Annotated in this window: 11 protein-coding genes; 7 read left to right on the forward strand and 4 right to left on the reverse strand. The window is 62.3% G+C overall.

Annotation, left to right across the window (positions count from 1 at the left end):
- Positions 1 to 913 precede the first annotated feature (913 nt).
- Positions 914 to 3,571, forward strand: a complete 2,658-nt coding sequence (locus tag ACFQ9K_RS02085; RefSeq protein WP_378715731.1) for a discoidin domain-containing protein — start codon at positions 914 to 916, stop codon at positions 3,569 to 3,571.
- A 25-nt stretch (positions 3,572 to 3,596) separates the two neighbouring features.
- Here ACFQ9K_RS02085 and ACFQ9K_RS02090 read toward each other — a convergent pair whose 3' ends face one another.
- Positions 3,597 to 3,923 carry an Lsr2 family protein gene (locus ACFQ9K_RS02090; protein ID WP_378715730.1) on the reverse strand — a complete coding sequence of 109 codons (327 nt, stop codon included), beginning with the start codon at positions 3,921 to 3,923 and terminating at the stop codon, positions 3,597 to 3,599.
- A gap of 338 nt (positions 3,924 to 4,261) precedes the next feature.
- On the opposite strand from ACFQ9K_RS02090, the gene ACFQ9K_RS02095 reads away from it, so the two are divergent.
- Together ACFQ9K_RS02095 and ACFQ9K_RS02100 are read left to right on the forward strand one after the other, a co-directional pair.
- Positions 4,262 to 4,480 (forward strand): hypothetical protein, encoded by a 219-nt coding sequence (locus ACFQ9K_RS02095; protein ID WP_378715727.1) that lies wholly within the window; start codon positions 4,262 to 4,264, stop codon positions 4,478 to 4,480.
- A gap of 372 nt (positions 4,481 to 4,852) precedes the next feature.
- Positions 4,853 to 6,286, forward strand: coding sequence for an MFS transporter (locus ACFQ9K_RS02100; protein WP_378715725.1), 1,434 nt, complete (start codon positions 4,853 to 4,855; stop codon positions 6,284 to 6,286).
- 864 nt (positions 6,287 to 7,150) lie between these two features.
- Here the strand turns inward: ACFQ9K_RS02100 and ACFQ9K_RS02105 are convergent.
- Positions 7,151 to 7,780, reverse strand: a complete 630-nt coding sequence (locus ACFQ9K_RS02105) for a dihydrofolate reductase family protein (protein WP_378715723.1) — start codon at positions 7,778 to 7,780, stop codon at positions 7,151 to 7,153.
- Between the two features lie 241 nt (positions 7,781 to 8,021).
- Here ACFQ9K_RS02105 and idsB point away from each other — a divergent pair, with 241 nt between their 5' ends.
- Positions 8,022 to 9,053 (forward strand): geranylgeranyl diphosphate synthase IdsB, encoded by a 1,032-nt coding sequence (idsB, locus tag ACFQ9K_RS02110; protein WP_378715722.1) that lies wholly within the window; start codon positions 8,022 to 8,024, stop codon positions 9,051 to 9,053.
- Between the two features lie 226 nt (positions 9,054 to 9,279).
- Positions 9,280 to 16,680 carry a hypothetical protein gene (locus ACFQ9K_RS02115; protein WP_378715719.1) on the forward strand — a complete coding sequence of 2,467 codons (7,401 nt, stop codon included), beginning with the start codon at positions 9,280 to 9,282 and terminating at the stop codon, positions 16,678 to 16,680.
- A 48-nt stretch (positions 16,681 to 16,728) separates the two neighbouring features.
- Here the strand turns inward: ACFQ9K_RS02115 and ACFQ9K_RS02120 are convergent, their stop codons facing one another.
- Positions 16,729 to 17,751, reverse strand: a complete 1,023-nt coding sequence (locus ACFQ9K_RS02120; RefSeq protein WP_378715717.1) for a zinc-binding alcohol dehydrogenase family protein — start codon at positions 17,749 to 17,751, stop codon at positions 16,729 to 16,731.
- Between the two features lie 566 nt (positions 17,752 to 18,317).
- Here ACFQ9K_RS02120 and ACFQ9K_RS02125 point away from each other — a divergent pair.
- Both ACFQ9K_RS02125 and ACFQ9K_RS02130 read left to right on the forward strand, forming a co-directional pair.
- On the forward strand, positions 18,318 to 19,184 hold the full coding sequence (locus ACFQ9K_RS02125) for a prephenate dehydrogenase (protein ID WP_378715715.1): 867 nt from the start codon (positions 18,318 to 18,320) through the stop codon (positions 19,182 to 19,184).
- A gap of 103 nt (positions 19,185 to 19,287) precedes the next feature.
- Complete coding sequence (locus ACFQ9K_RS02130) at positions 19,288 to 20,118, forward strand: EamA family transporter (RefSeq protein WP_378715713.1); 831 nt, start codon at positions 19,288 to 19,290, stop codon at positions 20,116 to 20,118.
- A 5-nt stretch (positions 20,119 to 20,123) separates the two neighbouring features.
- Here the strand turns inward: ACFQ9K_RS02130 and ACFQ9K_RS02135 are convergent, their stop codons facing one another.
- Positions 20,124 to 20,570, reverse strand: coding sequence for a hypothetical protein (locus ACFQ9K_RS02135; protein WP_378715711.1), 447 nt, complete (start codon positions 20,568 to 20,570; stop codon positions 20,124 to 20,126).
- Positions 20,571 to 20,706 lie beyond the last annotated feature (136 nt).

Raw genomic sequence — 20,706 nt, forward strand, 5'->3', positions numbered from 1 at the left:
TAACGAGGATCGTTCCAGCGGCACCACATCGGGTATCTCCATCAGCGGTAAGGCTGTCTCCGGAACTGAGACGCTGGCGTTCGGCGATCTGGGCGAACCGGAACAGTATTCGTTCCGGAACTCCTTCCACCGAAGACGTTCCGGCAAGCCCGTACGCCGAAGAATTCCGGTACATTACGGAAAAGGCGAGCACACCCACCCGGCGGACTCGAACCGGGCTACGCCCGAGCGAGGCCGCCGACTCCGAGGTGGGATGCGACCAGCTGCATCGGTGTCTCGAGCAGCGGAATCAACGCGAGCACGCCGAGCGGTGAATCGGTAAGCAAAATGTGGCTGCACAGCGGTCATGCCCGACCCGCCAACGGGACCACGAGATTCCCCAGACTTCGGGTTTTCACTTCCCACCCAAAGGCCACCCCTGGGCTCGAAATATCGAACCCAGGGGCGGTTGTCACGGAGCGGCGAAATGTGTTTCGGTGCGTGTGCCGGCACGCGTACGGCGCCTCAGGGTAGATAAAGAGGGGAGCCCTGAGATGCCGGGAAACAGACATGCCGCATCGTGACGATTCGGGGTCGGCACAGATGGCCGCTACCAAAATGTGAGCGCAAAGTGCTATCGCTCCGGCGAGGTGTAATGCCAAGTGCGGCAATCGCTCTCGGTACCACTGGACTCGTTCGCTTCCGCATGCGCACGATCGCGACACTAATGCCTTCCCCGTCACGGGAATATCGAGCGGAGGGTGTCTTCCCATCAGTAAGAAGCGTCGCCGCGCCGAGGATCGTCTGCGGTCTGTTTCGATCGGGTGAATGTCGACGACAGCACACGGAGGTAGCTGGGTTGTTAGCACGCGGAACGCCATCGGTCTGGCTGCGCCATCGGATGTCGGCAAGGGTTGGCCTCGCGGTCGCCCTGGTGATCGCCCTGGTGGTCGCGGTCGCGCTGATCTTCGGCTACCGAACCGTACCGATGTCGATCTCTGTGTGTCCTGGTGACGAGATGTCGTCGGCGCCCGATTGGACTCCGTCCAGCACGGACATGAATGCTACCTACGATCGGCATCCGATGGTCGGCAACGGTTATCTCGGACTTCGGGTGCCGCCACGCGGGATGGGCTACTTCTCGACCAATGAGCTGAGCGGGTGGCCGCTCTATACTCCGCGCTACGACGGTGCGTTCGTAGCCGGTCTCTACGGGAAGAAGAGCGGCGTCGCGGATGGTCGTGAGGTGGCGGCAGCCCTTCCGGTTTGGTCGACCCTCGACCTGGACGTCGACGGCGAAACATTTACTTCGGGAACACCTTCCAACCAGATCAGTAACTTCAAGCAGACGTTGTATTTGCGCTGTGGTCTGGTCCGTACGACCTTCACCTGGACCACCCCGAGTGGGAAAGCGACAGATCTGACCTATGAGGTGCTCACCGATCGTTCGGACCAGCACGTCGGCGCGGTGCATCTGAGCCTGGTCCCGCGCTGGTCCGGCGATATCACGGTGATCGATCTGCTCGACGGCGACGGAGCCCGACGCGTTTCCGGGACCGATAGTGAGGTTGCCAACGACGGCCTGCGGCTTGGGTTCCGCACCGAGGGCACCGGAGTCGCAGGCGAGATCGTCTCTGTACTGAGGGCAGGCGTCGCGGTGACTCAACACACTGCGCCAGTTGGTCAGCTGACCGCCGGCCAGGACGCGCGGCTTTCGGTGCAGACCGGAAAACCCTATGAGGTAACAAAGTTCGTCGGTGTCGATACGGCGCTGAGCGCACCGAATCCGTCCAAGTCCGCATCCGACTCCGCGCACCGCGCAGCATTCAAGGGTTGGCACAACCTACTGGCAGGGACCGCCTCATCCTGGCGGCGTCTGTGGCACGGCGACATAGAGGTGCCCGGCAACTCGGAGGTGCAGACCTGGGCTCGCGGCGCACTCTACTCTCTGTACTCGGGTACGAATGCGCAACAGAGCAACAGCATCTCACCGGTCGGACTCGGCAGTGACAACTATGCCGGTGCGGTTTTCTGGGACGCGGATATCTGGATGTTCCCCGGGTTGCTGCAGTTCGCGCCGGAACTCGCGAGTTCCATTGTGCAGTATCGCTACCGAACTTTGCCCGCTGCACACGCCAATGCGCAGCGGCTCGGTTACCCCGGTGCCTTCTATCCATGGACCAGTGCAAGTCACGGTGACCTCGAGGAGTGCCACAGCTGGAATCCGCCACACTGCCTGACTCAGATCCATCTGCAGGGTGACATCTCGCTCGCGGCATGGCAGTTCTACCTCGCAACCGGCGACAAGGACTATCTGGGCACCCGAGGTTGGCCGATCATGAAGCAGCTCGCGGAATTCTGGGCCGCACGAGTAACGGCGAACACCGACGGCAGCTTCTCCATCGACAATGTCGCGGGACCCGACGAGTACAGCAACGGAGTGAACGACGCCGCCTACACCAATGCCGTTGCGGCACTTGCCTTGCGTAACGCGGCAGCCGCGGCGGATATTCTCGGCGAGCAGCGACCGGTCGAATGGACGACGATCGCCGATCATCTACGGATGCCGTTCGATCCCGTACGCGAGATTTTCCTTCAGTACGACGGCTACCCTGGCACCTCTATCAAGCAGGCCGATACGACACTGCTGATCTATCCACTGGAATGGCCCATGGCACAGAATGTTTCGAGACGCGTGCTGGAGTACTACGCCGAACGAACCGACCCTGACGGGCCGGCCATGACCGATTCGGCGCACGCCATCGACGCAGCGGCGATCGGTGCGCCGGGGTGCGCGGTCGGTACCTACTTCGAGCGTGCGGCCCGGCCGTTCGAACGAGCGCCATTCGGCCAGTTCGCCGAGGCGCGAGGTAGTAAGGCGGGTGCCGGAGACGCGCTGGCTGGCGCACCCGCGTTCACTTTCGTGACTGCCGCAGGTGGATTCCTACAGACGTTCACGAACGGGTTGCTCGGACTGCGATTGCGTGGCGACTCCGTTGTTGTCGATCCGATCTTGCCGCCCGACCTCGCCACCGGGGTTGATATTCGTGGCGTGCATTGGCAGGGCCGTGACTTCGACGCCGAACTCGGACCCGAAGAAACCAGGATAGTTTTGAAGTCCGGTGCGCCGATGCGTGTGCAGACCGCGAGTGGCGCGCAGATGGTAAGCCGCGATTACCCGCTGATCGTGCAGACGCGTCGTCCAGATCGGTCCTCGACGGACAATCTTGCTCGTTGCAAACTGGTGACGTCCAGTTCAGACGAGTCGGGCCGGTACGCCGCCGCGGCCGTCGACGGTAGCGGCGCCACCGCTTGGGCGCCGACGAGCAACGAGGGCAGCCTCACTGTCGACCTCGGCGGGCCAACAGAGGTTGCTCGGATACATCCATCCTGGTCAGGGTCGATTCCAACGGCGTGGGCAATCAAAACTTCTGCCGATAATGATACGTGGACGACTGTCTCTGTAGACCCGGCGACCGGCGCATTGCCGAGTGCTGTCGTCGCACGCTTTGTGCGGCTCGAGATTGTTGCGGCCGAAGCGAATTCTCATCCGGGCATCAGCGAACTGGAGATAGTCGGGCCGGTGCGGTGATGCCCGGCGGGCAGGACGGATGTTGTCAATTCGCGTTGTTGTATGCCTCGAGCACTTCCGCGGAGATTCGGCCACGCTCGGAAACCGTATGGCCGTGTTTACGCGCCCACTTTCTGACGGCGGCGGATTGCTCACGGTCCATCGAACCGCGCCGTCCGCCGGCCTTCTTGAGACGACCCGCCTTGCGGGCGCTCGCGGTCCATGGCTCGAGTGACTTGCGAAGTTTGCCCGCATTGGCAGTTGACAGGTCTATCTCGTAGGTGACGCCATCGATAGCGAAATGAACCGTCTCGTTCGCTTTCGACCGGCCGTCGAAGTCGTCTATAAGCGTCACGGTGACCTGCTTGGCCATATGTTCCGTCCTTTGTATTCCGATGATGGTCTGTTGTCGAGGTTAGTCCAGCTTTGCGTTTGGGCCTAATCTACGCGACCGACCATGCGGCAGACATCCGGGTTCGTACGGTTACGGCATGATCGCCGAGATTGACGTTTGGCGAAGTTACGGAATTGTAGTAATCGGCTGATGCCCAGCCTCTTCGAATAGGTATGTTCGGGCGAGTTGCGGCGGCCATCGTTCGGTAGTACTGATGCAATTCCGCTACCTACCTGGCCACGCTGGTGGCTGTCAGTACGGCGGTGCGTGGTCGTCGGCCCCGCATCGCTCAGGTAGCGCCAGGAGGGCAAGTGGTAATGACCGTGGAATTCATCAAGACTTCAATTGAACATCGAATCAGCTTACGGGACATCGTCGCTGAAGCGCAGGGTTTCGAACGGGTAGGCAGGAGAATCAGGGAATTGCGTGCGATGGGGCTGGATTTCGCCGCCAACGCGATCGAGCAAGAGATGGCGACCCTTGGTCTGCTCGACGGTTCCGCGGACGGTGGCTCTGGACCGTGCCTCTGCGAATGAGCGGGGGCTCGCCGATTGATCGTTAGCACGTCCCGCTCGCCTGATACGCCACGACCGTCCGCCCCGATCGGGTCAGGCGCGGCAGCCGGCTGCGTTGGCGCTGATGACCTTATACGTGCTGCCCACGTGCTGGTCTGCGGCCCTGCGCGGGCAATTTGTGGCTATTTGTGCGACCGATCCCATGACTCATCAACCATTAGTGACCTATTGAGTGAGCCACTAATCAGCGGTACGTTAAATGGCGGCTGACGCTGGTGGATGTGAATCGCACGCCCCTGGCTTCGGATCGAAGGCTCTCGATGTGGAGGTGGCGTGGTGAATCAACAGGCGACGGGTCCCGCAGCGGTCGTGCGGAGCGCGATCCCGGCCAGGATGGACCGATTGCCGTGGACGCGATTTCACTGGCTAATCGTTGTCGGCCTCGGGGTTTCGTGGATCCTCGACGGCCTCGAGATCCAGATCGTATCCAGCATGGGCGGTCCGCTACAGAGCCCGCACACGTTGCACTTGTCGAGTAGCCAGGTCGGAGCCACGGCCTCGGTGTATCTGGCCGGGCAAGTGTTCGGCGCCTTGATCTTCGGCAGGCTTACAGACAAGCTCGGTCGCAAGCGTTTGTTCATACTGACCTTGCTCATCTACTTGTTCGGCAGCGGACTCGCCGGGTTGTCCTGGGGTTGGTCGGCGCTGCTCGTCTGCCGGTTCATCGCGGGTATGGGCATCGGCGGCGAGTACACGGCGATCAATTCCGCTATCGATGAGATCATTCCGGCGCGCTATCGCGGACGCGTCGACATCGCGGTCAACGGAACATACTGGGGCGGTGCGGCTCTCGGTGCGGCAGCTACCCTCGTCCTATTCAACGAGAACATCGTCCCGATCGAATGGGGTTGGCGGCTAGGGTTTTTCATCGGACCTCTGTTGGGGTTCGTCATTATTTTCGTGCGGCGAACCATCCCGGAGAGTCCGCGATGGTTGCTCACACACGGGCACTCGGATGAAGCCGAACGCACGCTCGACCAGATCGAACAGCGAGTTGCCGCCGAAGGCGTCGAGCTGCAGCCGACTCGTCCCGACGAGGTCATAGAGATCGCCGAGCATCCACGTCTCACACTGTGGCAACTGGCCTACGTATTCTTCGAGAAGTATCCGCGGCGTTCATTTCTCGGGTTCAGCATGATGGCGACCCAGGCGTTCCTGTACAACGCGATCTTCTTCACCGAGACCTTGGTGTTGATCCACTTCTATCACGTGCCGACCGACCACACCGGCTACTACTTCTTCCCCTTCGCGATCGGAAACCTGCTCGGGCCGCTTGTACTCGGACCGCTCTTCGACACAATCGGCCGACGCGTCATGATCGGATCTACCTATATCCTGTCGGGTGTCCTGCTGCTGTTGTCCGCGTGGGCTTTTCACGCCCAGATCTTGAATGCGAGCACGCAAACCCTGCTGTGGTGTGTCATTTTCTTCTTCGCCTCGGCGGGTGCGTCTTCCGCTTATCTGACCGTCAGTGAGATCTTTCCGGTCGAACTGCGTGGGCAAGCGATCGCCTTCTTCTTCGCCATCTCCCAGGGAGCCGGCGGCGTCGTCGCTCCATACCTGTTCGGGCATCTCATCGGTGGTGCAGACAACCCGAACCCAGACCGGAACCCGCTCACCCTCGGTTACGTGCTCGGTGCCGTCGCGATGGTGCTCGGCGGCGTCATCGCCGTTATTTTCGGCGTCGACGCGGAAGGGAAATCGCTCGAGGACATCGCCGCGCCGTTGTCGGAGGCCGCACCCGGGCAGGGGCAACAGCCGCAGTGACCAGGCTTGCCATGGGTGAGAAGTCGATGAGCTCGGCATGTCACTCTCCCCGGTTATGTTATCTAGCGAACACTCGGTGATGAACTGAAATTCGGTGGGGAGACAAGGGCCTTGGGTCGGCGGTGCCGGAGATCGAACCGTCCAGCTGGAAAGGGCGGAGCAGAGTATGAACGCAGAATGGGATCGTTTGGCATCGGTCGGCGATTGGTGCAAATTCTATCGGGAATGTGGTCTACCCACGGAGCCACACGGCGACTCGCGGTCGGTGGAACTGAGATGCGACGGACATGTGGCCGCGCTCGCGTTGCGGGCGCCATTGGCGAACGGGCTGTTCACGGCCTCACGTCTGGTTGGTTTGGGCGGCCCTACATTGGTGTGTGCCGCCGGGCATCGACGTGAGTCATCCTGGTTGTTTTTCGTACAGGTCGACCAACGTGTTGATCATACGGAACTGGGCTGGCTCGAGCGGCTGGGGATTTCGTTGTGTCCGAAGCGATCTGTGCTAATACTGCCATCATCGGTGAACCGGTCGGCAAGCAACGGGTTGCGATGGCATTGGTGGCCTGAGCGAGGCCGTGAGCTGCCGCGGTTGTCCCATGTGGTGGCGGAGCTACTGGACGTTGTGGTGACCACATCGATCTCGCATTCGCTGGTGGCATCGTGACGTCCCAACCGGCACCGAGCCCCGTACAGTTTGGAGCTACTCGTAACCAACAGCTCACGTGGCACGACTTGCAGATAGTTGCGGCCGCCTTTGGGTTCGACGGAGTGATCGCCATGCTCGAAAGTTTCGCTGCGGCCGATCGCGCTCGACGGTCTGATCATGAGGAGCAGCTACGAGCGGTATCTGGTCAGTGATCGTTGTTATCCCACGGCCGCGAGGTTGGGGTAACGCAACGCGGCCATGCTGTAGCCGGAAGTCTTCCTCGGTTCGCTGTACGTCAAGGAAACAATCCCCCCGCTGGTCGTCGTGACGGTTGAAAGAGGCAGGCCTGCCGGCGACATCATCAGATCCGATGAAGGCTGGGCGCCGCACAGCGCGAGCGGGTAGATCAGCAGTCGGTACTCATCGACCAGCCTGAGATCCATAAGTGCCCTGATCAGTCGCGTGCTGCCGTAGACCTGCAATTCGAGGCCGGGCCGCTCCTTCAACTCTGCCACGGCGTCGGCGATATCGCCGTGGATGTTAGTGGCTCCCGCACAGTCCCGCGGTGATGTGGACACAACGTACTTGGGCAGGTGGGAGTAGGCGGCGGCTATCGGATTGTGCTGGAGGATCTGTTGCCGGTGCCTGGACACTGCGTCGAACGTCCGCCAACCCAGCAGGAATGCTCCGGCACGCACCAGGTTCTGCGTGATGATCTTCCCGATGTCGTCGTCGCCGTAAGGGATGAGCTGGAATGCGTGGTCGAATGGCCGATCTGCTTCAGGGCTACTGAGACTTCGAGCCGCAGGGCCGCTTGGCATGACGAATGTTGTCGCGACAAGGCGCATGGCATCTCCTAACCGGGCTATCAACCAGGTCATGATGCCCTAATCGGCGCGACACTATATGTTGCATCAACAAACTAGTGCGCGGCAGTTAGCGTACCGCCAAGTACTGACGAGATCAATGGGTGTTGATGCACCGGGAGATTGCCTGGCCGGAGATTCCCAGTCATGGAGACACTGCGTGGCGCGTTGGGATGTGGAGCGATCTATAGTTCGCGGGGATATCTCTCGGCTGAGGTGTTCGATGAAGGTTAAGCCCGGGACGGTCCCTGAGTATCTTGTGCGCGAGTTGGTGATTCGTGCCAGGGACGAGTGCGAGCCGGTGTTGCGGGACGTGGTCGACAACCTAACGGGTCCGTTGCGGCATATGGCGGGTTATCACTTCGGCTGGTGGGATCGCGACGGCGCCGTATCCTCGGCAAGATCCGGAAAATGGTTGAGGCCGGCATTGGTGTTCGCTGCAGCAGCGGCTTGCGGTGGGGCGCAGCACGGCACGGTGCAGGCCGCGGCAGCGGTGGAATTGTTTCATAACTTCACTGTGATCCATGACGACATCATGGATCGCGACCACACTCGGCGGGGGCGGGCGACCGTGTGGCGCGTTTGGGGCGTTGATAAAGCGATGCTGCTCGGCGACGCGTTGCACGCACTGGCGGGCTGGAAGCTGGCGGCTGGGTTTCCGAGCGCGGTCGCGGCGGAGGCGGTCGCTCGGCTCGGTTCAACTGCCGTCGAAGTATGTATCGGTCAATACGAGGACACTGCCTTCGAAACGCGTTCGGACATAAGCGAAGCCGAGTACGTGCGGATGGCGACAGGCAAAACGGCCGCCCTGCTGGGTTGCGCATGCGCGCTGGGAGCGTTGAGCGCGGGGGCGGACGGAGTCACCGTTTCGGCGATGGACTGCTTCGGCCGTGAACTCGGGCTCGCGTTCCAATTCATGGACGACGTGATCGGCATCTGGGGTGACCCGGAGGTGACTGGCAAGCCGGCCGGTACAGACCTTGCGCGCCGCAAGCAAACCCTGCCAGTTGTCACAGCCTTGGCATCGAATACCGATGCGGCGGCCAGCCTGATGAAGCTATACCGCTCGACCGAACCGATGAGCCCCGAGGATATAGCACGCGCGAGTGCGCTTCTCGAAGCGGCGGGCGGCAAGCGCGAGGCCTTGCGGCAGGCCCGCCTGCGCGTATCCGCCGCGGTACGGACACTGCCGGATCGATCCGAAGCCGACGGCCTGCGGGCGCTCGCCCAGTTCGCGGCTGACCGCGAGCGGTGACCGCGGTGGGGCATCGGCATTGTCGCTGCGCTGGTCATGCCCGGTCGGCGCGGACTCCGCGATGAGCGGTGCCTTCGAGTTCGTATCGAGCTTGCCTGTGTGGGTACAGGACGTGGTGTTGGCAGGGGAGTTTCCGGCCGGTGTACCGCACAACATGCGGTGTACCGCTGCGGGGTGGCGGGAGGCGGGGGAGCAGTGTGTGGTCTTGCGCGATGAGGTGGGCTCTGTGGCATCGGGATTGGGGGTCGCGGTCGGTGGGTCGGCGGCGGGGGCAGAGGCGCTCAGGTCGGCGCATGCGTTGTGGACGTCGCTCGATGAGGCTGCACGGTTTTTCGGGGAGTTGGCCGAGGAATTGGAGTGTGGCGCGGATGAGATGGAGAAGGCGCAGGTCTTGATGCTGGCGGCCGTATCGATGGCAATGTGGGCGATGGCAGGCGGGGTTTCGGGAGTTGGGATGGTGGAGCGGGCGCGCGGGGAGGTGGTGGCGGCGTCTCTGGGTTTGCGGGCGGCTGTCGAGGTCGGCGGGGTCGCGCGGTTGGCTGCTCGGTCGCGATTGTTGGTGCGGGTTTTGAGTTTTGGTTTGGTGCAGGGCGGTGTGGATCTGGGGGCGCAGTTGTTGCAGCCGCATCGACGTAGGGTTGATTGGACTTCGGTAAGTGCGCAGCTGGCCGCTGGTGTGGGGTCAGGTGTGGCTGGCGGGCTGGGAGGTCGAGTCGCGCAGCGGATGTTGTCGGCGCGTGGTGTCGGTCGGTGGATCGCGGGTGGTGTGGCCGGCATTTCGGGCGTGGTGGGCGGAGTGCTGGGCGCCGGCGTGGTGACCGGACGCGTGGATTTGTCGGTACCGCAGGTGGTTAACGGACTGGTGCTGGGTTTGGCGGGCCATGTGGTGGCGACACGGCATGTCCCGGCGGGGCGTGTAGTTGGTGCAGTAGATATTTCGGTAGCTCCGACGACGTCATCAAAGGGTCCGACGATCCAGTCAGTTGCCGCGCCGCCGAAACCGGCCTCTGGTGGGCTCTTGTCCGAGGTCGGTCGGTCGGCCGCCTCCTCGTCGGCGGCTCGTTTGCGTCAGCTCCGAGGCGTGGTGGAATCCATTGTTCCAGGCGAGCTTTCGGGCATTCGCGGGGGCGACGGCGCTGATCTCGGCGGTGCATATGGTTGGCCGCCTGCCAGGCCTCGTGGTGACGACGGCCCGCGGATTGTCGATACCTATGGCCCGAACGACGGGGGTACCGGTGGCACTCGTGATCGGCCACCACCGGTGCGTCCGCCCACCGGTGGTGGCGCGGCACGTCTGTCGCAGCCGTGGTCGCCGGATGGAGTCTCAGGTGTGCCCTCCGGCGGCGGAATGCCCCCCGGCCCTAGTAGGGCCTCCCTGGTCGAGATCGATCCCAGGTCGCTGCAATCAACGGGCGGGTCCAGATCCACCGGAGCCGGGATGTCGAGCGTGCCGAGTCTGATGTCGTTGTGGCGATCTTTTGGTGAGCCGGGCGCGGCGGACGGCTCAATTGCCAAATCCTCGGCAAGCAACGTAGGTCTGCTCACACCAGAGCACATGGCGTACGGCGAGGACATGCCGTCGGACAGCGCGATCCCAACGACCGACTCCCCTGGGGTGAAAAACCCGGTTAGGCAACGCGATCCAGTGTTCGGAGAGACCGAACGCGGAACAAATGTGTTGGACCAGCTGGAAAAGCTCGCGCGCGCCGATGCAGACGCCCAACTGGCCGGATTGATAGGCGAACCCGCGCAGCGAGAAGGGGGAGCGGAAGTCGCCGAGCCGGCAACCAAGCCGGAAGCGCCCGAAATCCCCTCGCATTCAACAGAAGAAGGTATTCCAACGGTCGAGGAGAACCTGCAGCCGCGACCGAATCAGGGATACACGCCCTACCCCGACGAGCTGTCTGTTCCGACGAGGGATGAGCCGAGCCGAGGTGACGTAACCGAGCCGATCGCGGAGGCGACCGGTGCGGAGACCCTCGACGGCAGACTGGATGCCCCTGCGGCTGGGCCCAATTGGCATGCGCCGCCCCAGCCGTTCTTTAGCGTGACGCCGGGCCCGGACCAGCCAGGAGCTCCTGGGAAGTCGGAATTCGATCCGAGAGGCAAGCCCGGTGAGATCAGTACACCGGATCGAATACCGAATCCCGCCGGAATCGAAGAACCTCGCACCGTGGAGCCCGTACCCGAGGTGCCCGCGTCGACACCGCCTCCGGTGCTACCGGTCTCAATGAGCGGCGATGGATCCGAACAGTTTTCTCGTTCGTCCGGTGACGAGGGGGCCGGCCCTCCCGGTCCGTCGTCGGGAGATTCTCTGGACAATGGCGGGTCCGCGGAGGCGGAGATCGGTCGTGATTTGCCGCCGCCAACCCAGGATGCCGCCGAATCTGCCGAAAAACCGATGGATCAACGGCAGTCGAAGCTGGCAGCGGCGATGGCGAGCAGGGACGCGGCGGCGCGGGTGCTCGACGTCGAACTGGATGGACTGGACAGCGATTCAGTCGCGCAATTCCGACAGTGGTTGAACTTGTCGAGGGCGCTCTTGGCAGCCATGGTCCAAGTGACGGAGGGTTTGATCGAAAAACACTTTGCCGAGGCAGCCGAGCGGCTGCAGTCGTATCTGCGCGCGCTCGATGACCAGGGCTGGGAGGAGTTGGCACACATGGTCCGCTCAGGAAATGCGTTCACAGATTTGGGATCGTGGTTCGCCGACGCGATGCGTCTGGAGGACCGTGTGCAGACTGCCGCGCCAAGGTCGAGTGCCGGTGACTCGACGTCCAAAAAATCTGTTGCCGCGTGGCGAGCGATTCAGCTTGGGAAATCGGCCGCTTTGCTGCATAAACCCGCCGCGGAGCTCGAGTCGGTCGAAACCTCGCGTGACGGACCTGACCGGATGGCTCAACTCGACAAGCTTCTTCGAATGGTCGATGGTGCCGGCGTGGCGCCCGAGGTCCGCTCGTTGCTCGAAGTGGTGGTGGAGCACGGCCGAGTCTCCCGACTCACGTCTCTCGCCGAAGAATGTCTCTGGCTCGGATTATCCGCTGTGCAGATAGACGCACGACATCGTGAGCGCCTCGCTGCCGCATCGGCAGGGGAGCCGGAGAATCAAATAGTGCAGCTCGTTCTGGATGCCGCGGAGCGGCAGGCGACAGTTCTGGAACCCTCACCGCCGGTGCTGCTACTCGACGACGAATTGTCGAGGACCGACCAGAGTGCGGCGGTATTTCCTGGGGCGGCGATGCTGGCCTACGGCAACGTGGACAACGCGACCGAGCTATGGGTCATCTCCGAGGTAGGGACTGTGGCCGAAATGAATATATTGCCCGGCGCGATACCTTCAGCCGCAGCCGACCTGTTCGCCGCCGCATCGGCTGGACGCGACGACGTCGCGGTGGTGATGTTCGTTCGGTACGACCCGTCATTCTCCGAGACGGAAACGGAACGCTTGACCCTGGCAGCCGACGACATGGCCTCTCGCCTCGTGAAATGGGCGCAAAAGCTGGCCGGACCCGCGCAACCGTTTGGTCCGAAGATCCATCTGGTCGGCCAAGGCGTCGGCGGCGACGTAGTCGAACTGGCCGCGAGCCGATTGGGTACGACGGTCGCCTCGAAGTACAGCAAGCCGTTCGGTCTAATTGCTTCGTACCCGTCGATCGTCGAGCAGGGTAGGTCGGCTGAGGCGGGTGACCAGAAATGGTCCACACGGGAGGCATCAACGGTCAGCGCGAGTGCGGCACCTGGCTCCGGCGATACACCGCAGCCGGTAGCTGTGGCGCGAAAACGCCTGGCCGATACCGATACCGCACAGAAGATGCTCACGGGAATCTCGGGCGCAGTTGGTGTTGAGCCGGGGTCGCTGAGTGCCGGGGAACTGGTTCAGCGGCTGCGGGAGCGGCTAGAGGCGGATAATTCGGATTCGGATTCGGAGCGCGACGCAGTCGAGTCATGGGTGGCTATGGCGGATGCGTATCTGATCATTGAGAACATTCAGAAGGATGTCGCGGACCTCGCCGCGCGGCGGCTCGCGGCGGCACTGAATCGTGCCGCGGTGCAACCTGGCAGCGAGGCGTACGAGACATGGACGGGAGAACTCGAGCGTATCGATCGGGACCTGGTCGAACTGGTCGACCCGGATCCTCCCGAGTATGGCACAGCCGAGGATGCTCGGGACTGCCTTCCGCTGCAGCTCATGGTTCTGCGTGATCTGTTCCCGGACAGCGACTTTCGATTGCTCGATCGATTGATCGGGCCGGAAGGAGCCACACTCGAGGACGGCATATGGGCAGTAGGGGGAGACTACGAAGAGTTCGGTGGCACCGAGCTGCGCCAGCTCGAGCAGCGCCTGCTCGACCCAGCGGATCCGTTGGAAGCTGCGCTCCTGTGCTCGACCTGGCGGATAGCGGATAGCGCGGGGTTCGGCGGACACGTCTACGTAGTGATCAACTGGCGTGAACCCCAAGTGCCCAAGGACGAGGGACATGTCCTGGTGATCGACTATCCGCAGGTCATGAGCTTTCCGATGGAGGTACCCAGGGAGGTCGAGAGCTGGAAAGCATTCCTCATCGGACGTAGTGGACCCGAGTTGCCGATGAGATCACTGGCGCCGCTCGGTGAACAGGAACGCGAAGACGCCAGGCAGGAACCGACACAGAAACTGGGAAATTTGCCGAGCCCGGGGGGCGATGCTGCGCCTTTGAGTCCCGCACTGGTGGAATTACGCGATAGGGTCATTGTAGAGCTGGCGCAAAGCGAAGAGGTAATCGCTGTCCTTGGCGACGATGAGTTGTCTTTATTGGCTCGCTTGCAAGCCCTTGCCCTCGAACTTCATAACATTAATGGATTCACGGAAGAGGACGTCGATAAACCGCTCCTTGTCGTGGAAAAGCTCGACGACGCTAGGGTGGCCGGCAACAGCGAATTGGTCGACCTGGTTCGAGAGTTCGTGGAGACGAGAGTCGCGCTCGACAACATTCGTCGTGTGGGAATGTTACGTACAATTATCGAGGACATTTCCACGCTGGCGGAACTGCCGGCCGCGATGAACGACGCCATGTCGTTGATGGCGCTGGCCGAGCGTAATCTCGCGGCGTACGGCCTCGAAGTGCGCTACGGTAATGTGGATATATCCAAACTGCTTCGTGTGCGTGATGCGTACCGGGCACGCCTGGTCGAGTTGCTCCCCAACGGCAACGTCTCTGCGCAAGCCGAAGACGTTCGAAACAATCCGGGCCGTTACACCGTCGAGGTCGTGAGTTTGGTACGTCAGATGTCAGAGATCGATAAGATGTGGATCGATCATGCGGCATTTCGGTGGTGTGATGAACGCGTGGGAGTTTTGCGCACCTTTCCTGATCGGGTCGAACGCCTGGCGATGGAAATTCGCGACACCGAAGAAATTATCGATTTCACCACACGAACTATCAGGCTGCTGTCGGAGAAATATCGACTCGGTGATGTGCGCGCGGGCACGCAAGCGCTCCAGCGGTTGAAGGAAGGACTCGGCGCGGAGGCTGCGCAACGGCAAGCAGAGCTGGCACGGTTTGTTCGGGAAATCGAAAATTCGGCTAGAGCTTATGATTCGCTGGAAACATTGTGGGTGCTGCTTCGAGACAGCCTGCGTTCGTTGGCGACACGAACCCGGGTGGGGATCGGCCTGCCGTCGGTCACACTACGTGATAACTCAGCGGCACTACATTCGCGATGGCGCGACAAGTTAACGGAGATCGGTGAAAATTATGGCTACGAGCTGTCGGAGCTGGAGGCAAAGGGCTCGTCCGCGCGAGACGCCTGGGCAATCGCTCTCGACGAAGCGCGTCTCCAGCTATCTGAACAGCTCGCTGCTGCTCACCTTATAAAGATTTTCCCAGATGAGCTACAGGACCAAGACCGGTCTATCGAGATCCTTGAGAAATTCGGTGCAGTCGATCGAGAAATGGAGCCGGGATATTCGATGACTAGATTCGCGGTCGCGAACCTCGTTCGGCAGACCATCGAATTGTACGATCAGGTTGACTTCCGGGTTCACGGCATCGACACCGTCGCGGCGGCCATCGAGGATCTATCTCACCGATATAGACTGGCGAATCAGACCGATTCGAGTCCGGACCGTGAACTCGGTGACCATCTGCTCTACCTCCTTGCCCGCGCACGTCGCCTCGACGAAATGATCACCGCGTTGATCGAACACCTGCGGGTGGATTCGGCAGCGAATCGCGAAGTATCCGAAATTGCCGAACGTTTTGGGGTGCGGATCGAAAACCTGCGTCCGGGTCGGCAGTCCCAGCTGAAGCTGGATCGAATGCTGGATGCGGCGCGCGACAAATTGGCACGGACGCTTGGCGTGGAAACACCGATGCTGCTGAGCTGGTCGGAACGACAGCTTGACTCGCATATTCAGCGGTATGAGGACATGGCAGTGGCATCGCGCGAGCGCGTGGATCCCTCGGTGCAGGAGTATCGAGATCTTCGAACCTTGGCCGATCGCGGAGCAGCCAATTACAGGCGTTCGGTCGAGTACGAGAGACTCGACGCCGAGGTGGATCGCGAGTTGGCGGACCTAGTCTGGGTTTTGGAAGGTCGTCACCCGTGGCGCGATTATGCGAGTCAGGATGAACGCGCGGCGAGAGTGGGATCGAACCTGCTCGAACTGCGCGCCGAGCTCTCTGACACCGAGTCCCACGACATTCCCACGGACCGAGCTCAGTCCTGGGCTTCGACGATTGACGCATTGGACAGCGCGCTCGCGGACATGCTGTGGTACAGGCGATTGGCCGTCGGTGTCGAGCGTGGTCGTTGGCGGACAAGACTGCTTCAGCTGACCGAGCTGACTCGATCACTTGACGAGCTCGCCGGGGAACGCCGGAGCGCGTTCGAGCGTCGAGCGTCCGGTAAGGAAGCCGGCCCGCCGATCGACGAGTTGGATAACGCGCTCGACAGCGCATTTGCCAACGTGCGGCACCAGCTCGATCTCCCGATCGAGAATCAGGTAGCCGTGCACCCGAAGGACGCGGAATATTTCTGGCATATGATTCCAGGAGCCCAGCGAGACGGATTCCTGTTCGCACTCGAGGTGGCGGCGAGGGGATCTGGCACACGCCCCCGATTCGAGCCCATCTCGGAAGAAGTTCGGGCCGAGGTGAGACACGCAGGAATAGATGCCAGAGAGGCCGCCCGATTGGCCGGGGCGAAGTGGCGAATGTTCGACGATGTTCTGGAAGCGTGTAACTACGTCCGGGACACCGGAGGAACAGTAATTCTGGCGATGGACTATTCATCGGCGTACTCCGGCTGGGGCACATATGTTGCGACGATAAAAGTTGCGAGTAATGGCGAGTTGCAGGTCGTCGATCGCGTCGCAAAAGAAGATGAGATCGACGGCGGAGATTCGGCTGAGACACTCGATCGGTCGGGTAACCTGAGGCCGAAGACCAGGAGGCGGGCGATGACAGGCGACGATCAGGTCGATGAGTGGATCGCAAACCGCTCGGTGCAGACCGACGGTCCCAAGAAATTCTATGGAATCATCTTCGGGCCCGACGGGCAGCCGGAGGATCCGTTCACGCCGGACTCGGACGACCCGGACGCAGGTCTGCCGCCAGACCTCGACATTTCGCGCCGGCTGAGCTGAGACCGTCTCAGTGGGAACCTATTTCGGCGAAGTTCGCCTCGCCGAGCGTCAGGGAACGAGGACGGCCGCGCCGGTGAATCGGCCGGCATCGAGGTCGCGCAGGGCACGATCCGCCTCTTCGAGTGCGTAACTGTTCGCCGTCACCCGCAACGGGTAAGCGGACGCGAAGTCCAGGAACGCGCGCGCGTCGGCGAGGGTATTCGAGGTGACGTTACGAATCCGCTTCTCCCAGAACAGGTGACGCTGGTAGTCCAGCTGAGCGATGTCGGGGAGGTGGATGCTCGGCAAGACAAGGACGCCGCCGGGAACAAGCGCCTCGAGGGCAGGTAGGACCAATTCCCCTGCCGGGGGATAGAGCACTGCGGCGTCGAGCGGTTCGGGTGGCTGTGCGGCCACGTCCTGCACGCTGCTCGCTCCGAGTTCGAGCGCGAGTGCCTTCGCGTCCGCGCGGCGGGTCATCACATGTACCTCGAGGCCTCTGGCGATCGCCAATTGCGCCATGAAATGGGCGCTGCCGCCGAAACCGTAGATGCCGAGGACGCCGCCGGCGGGCAGCTCCGCGAGGTTCAGTGACCGGTAGGCGTTGACGCCTGCGCATAGCATCGGGGCCAGCTCGAGGTCTGTGTATTGCTGAGGAAGCTCAAGGGCGAAATCAGCGGGAACGGTGGCGTATTCGGCGTACCCGCCGTCGGCGTCCCATCCGGTGTATTCCGAATATCCACATAGATTTTCCGCGCCCGTGGCACAAAAGCGGCAGCTGCCGCAAGTGCGGCGCAACCAGGAGATCCCGACGCGGCGGCCGATCGACAGCCGCGCGGTCGACCCGGCGGCGACAACTTCACCGACGACCTCGTGGCCAGGCACCACGTGCTCGCGATGTGCCGTGAGATCGCCCATCGTGATGTGGAGATCGGTCCGGCACACCGCGCACGCCAGCACACGCACCAGTAGCTCGTCGTCAGCGGGTTCGGGGATCTGAGCGCGCTGCCAGGCCAACGGAGCGGAATCGAGCGGGCCGGGGACGGTCACACGCCATGCCCGCATCGTCCGGCGTCGGTTCGGGTCGTACATGCGTGGGACGGTTTGCAATTTGGAAGTGCGGTGGTCGGTCATGGGTGCCTTGTCTGTGGACGTGATGGTTCGCCTCGGTAACGGTAAACGGATAGGTAGCGCAGGGAAATCAGGTGTGCCGAGGAATTGCCCGTACGGAAGGCCGGCCGGATATCGCGGCGCGCCGATTGCGCCGGCGATCTCTCGACGAGCTCTTCGCTGGAGTCATCTGGTTTCGCAACGTCGCCGCTGGTCGTCGTTTCGCGGTCGTGTTAACCGAATCCGTCGCGCAACCGATATGCCCCGAAAGAACGCGCAAGTCGCATGTATGCGAGCTGCGAGGCGGCATCGGCATATTGCGTGCCGGTAGCCGCTGCCTTCGTATAGGTATGTCCTCTTAGAGAGTTACCTAGTGGCTGCTACCTATTGAGTGAGTCGTGCGCCGCCGAGTATCTTTGCCCAATCGAATCTGGATTGCGTCCTGCGCGGTTTTTACAGTGCAAGGGCAAATGGATGAGGTCGGGAATGGAAACCAGCGCAATCAACAATGCGGTGCCTCGCCGTCTTTCCGCAGACGGTAGACAGTCGTGAATGGCATCTCGCGGGAGCAAGTGCGGACCGTGGCCGTGATCGGTACCGGATTGATCGGTACCTCCATCGCTCTCGCGTTGCGCGGTAATGGTGTGCGCACGTATTTGCACGATCGAGATCCCGAAGCCGCTGCGACAGCTGCTGCAAAGGGTGCCGGGGTACTCGGACTGCCATCGTCAGCAGTGGATCTCGCGGTGATCGCAGTGCCACCGAGCTGCATCGCGGCGGTACTCGCCGAATACCAGGCCACCGGGCTGGCACGCTGCTACACCGATGTGGGCAGTGTCAAAACCGCGCCGCTTGCTGAGGCTGAGGCCGCCGGTTGCGATCTGACGAGCTATGTCGGTGGACATCCGATGGCAGGCGGCGAGCGCTCGGGACCTGTTGCGGCAAAGGCAGATCTGTTTCGCGACCGGACTTGGGCACTCACCCCACTAGCGTGCACCCGGGCGGACGCACTGCGATCCGTAATGGACTTCGTCGGCATGACCGGCGCACATCCGTTGTTGATGACGCATGCCGACCACGATCGTGTCGTCGCCCGTACGTCACATGTTCCACACCTGGTCGCGTCCGCGCTGGCCGCCAGCCTGGAAGGCGCGGACGAATCCGTGCTGCGGCTGTGCGGGGCCGGAGTCAGGGATGCCACTCGAATCGCCGCGGGTGACGTCACGTTGTGGACGGACATTTTACGAGCGAACGCGACCGAGGTGTCCAAAATACTTTCCGAAATAGCCACCGATCTGGCAGCGGTCGCGCATTCTTTGCCGTCGGATCCCGAGGAGGTGGTCGGTCTGCTGCGCCGCGGGAATTCCGGTCGCGCGTTGCTCATCGGGGAACCTACAGGAGTGGGAAATGGTTGATCACCGAATAGCCTTGCGTGGCGACATAAGTACGGTTTTGTCGTGTGCCGCAGGTCCGTTCCTCTTCGGCACCGCGTTTCTGGCGATAGAACATCTGCCTGCGATGCCGCTGTGGAACGCGGTGTTTCGAGTACTGCCCGCCGGGCTGGCGTTGATCGCGTTGCGTCCGGCTCGCCCGCAGGGTGTCTGGTGTGCTCGCATGATTGTTCTCGGCGTCCTGAACTTCAGCGGGTTCTTCGGCTGCCAAGCCATTGCCGCGCATCGATTACCCGGCGCTGTGGTATCGACGATCTCCGCAGCGCAATGCGTTGTCGTGCCGTTGGTTGTTTTGACCCTCGGCCAGCATGTAGGTGCCCGCCAGTTCACGGCACCCTTGCTCGGATTGTTCGGTGTCGGACTGCTCGTCCTGCGCGGTCATACTCAGCTGGATACCGCCGGAATAGTGGCGGCCGCGGCGCTGGCGCTGCTCTCCGCCACCGGAATGGTGCTCACCCGTCGCTGGGGCGTGCCGCCCACCGTGCATCCGCTGAGCGCGGTCGCCTGGCAGATGCTGGCGGGTGGGCTGATCTTAGTGCCGCTGGCAAGCGCTTTCGAGGGAGCGCCGCCGAGCCTGTCGGTCAGTCAATTCGGTGCGACGGCCTGGTTGGCGATCGCGGCTACCGCGTTGGCGTTCGCCCTGTTCTTCGGCGGTCTGTACCGCGGCGTGGAGGCGACAACCGCGTCGCGCCTGATGCTGCTCGGTCCGGTCGTCGCGGTCGCGCTCGGCTGGCTGTTCGCTCACGAAACACTGACGATTCTGCAAGTCGCCGGGATCTTGCTTGTGCTGGCCGCGCAGTTCGGCGGTGTGGAAACCAGCAGAGCCACCCGACCTCTGCAGGCGACGTTCGAGCCGCTCGCGAGCCGGATGCGGCAGCTCCGGCACGCGGGAACCTGATCAGGTCAGGCGGCTAGAACGTGAGCTACCCGCAGAGTGATGTCCGCCAAGCCGTTGAACGAAGGCCTGCGGTGCCCGACGGGTTTCGCGTGCCAATACCGAACCTCGTCGCCGGGGCCGGGCAGGGTGATCAACGCGCCGGCGGTTGTCATCGTCGCGCGATAGCGGTACAGCGCGCCGAACTTGGCTACCGAGCGGTCGGCATGGCTGGCACCTTGGGTAAGGAGCATCCAAAGGTCGGTCCTCGTGTTGACGATGATCGGGGCGGCCATGTCCCGCCGGATCAGTTCGACCTCGACCCGCTCCGCCAGTTCGGCGGGCATGAGGATGCCATCGGTGGCACCGGTGCGCAGCAGAATGTGATCGTGCTCGTCGACCGCGGTGTCGAAGCCGTTCTCGGCGTGATACCGCGCGCACACCTCGTGGACGGTCTGGACGGTGGGTGCGGACATGATTTCCTCGCAAGGATCCGGCCTGTTGGGCAGTTTCGACTTTCCTCAACAAGGGTTCTCCGCTAGGTAGCCGAAAGACATCAGTAGATCCTCGTGCTCCGACGTCGGCGGCGGTCCGCCGCTTCACCAGCGGTTC

The sequence above is a fragment of the Nocardia sp. NPDC056564 genome, assembly GCF_042793755.1.
In the GTDB taxonomy this organism is placed as follows: domain Bacteria; phylum Actinomycetota; class Actinomycetes; order Mycobacteriales; family Mycobacteriaceae; genus Nocardia.

Bases quoted from the DNA above. Each gene is read 5' to 3' on its own strand.
- ACFQ9K_RS02090 (WP_378715730.1), bottom strand. From the start codon at position 3,923: ATGGCCAAGCAGGTCACCGTGACGCTTATAGACGACTTCGACGGCCGG.
- ACFQ9K_RS02095 (WP_378715727.1), top strand. From the start codon at position 4,262: ATGACCGTGGAATTCATCAAGACTTCAATTGAACATCGAATCAGCTTA.
- ACFQ9K_RS02100 (WP_378715725.1), top strand. From the start codon at position 4,853: ATGGACCGATTGCCGTGGACGCGATTTCACTGGCTAATCGTTGTCGGC.
- ACFQ9K_RS02105 (WP_378715723.1), bottom strand. From the start codon at position 7,780: ATGCGCCTTGTCGCGACAACATTCGTCATGCCAAGCGGCCCTGCGGCT.
- idsB (WP_378715722.1), top strand. From the start codon at position 8,022: ATGAAGGTTAAGCCCGGGACGGTCCCTGAGTATCTTGTGCGCGAGTTG.
- ACFQ9K_RS02120 (WP_378715717.1), bottom strand. From the start codon at position 17,751: ATGTACGACCCGAACCGACGCCGGACGATGCGGGCATGGCGTGTGACC.
- ACFQ9K_RS02130 (WP_378715713.1), top strand. From the start codon at position 19,288: ATGCCGCTGTGGAACGCGGTGTTTCGAGTACTGCCCGCCGGGCTGGCG.
- ACFQ9K_RS02135 (WP_378715711.1), bottom strand. From the start codon at position 20,570: ATGTCCGCACCCACCGTCCAGACCGTCCACGAGGTGTGCGCGCGGTAT.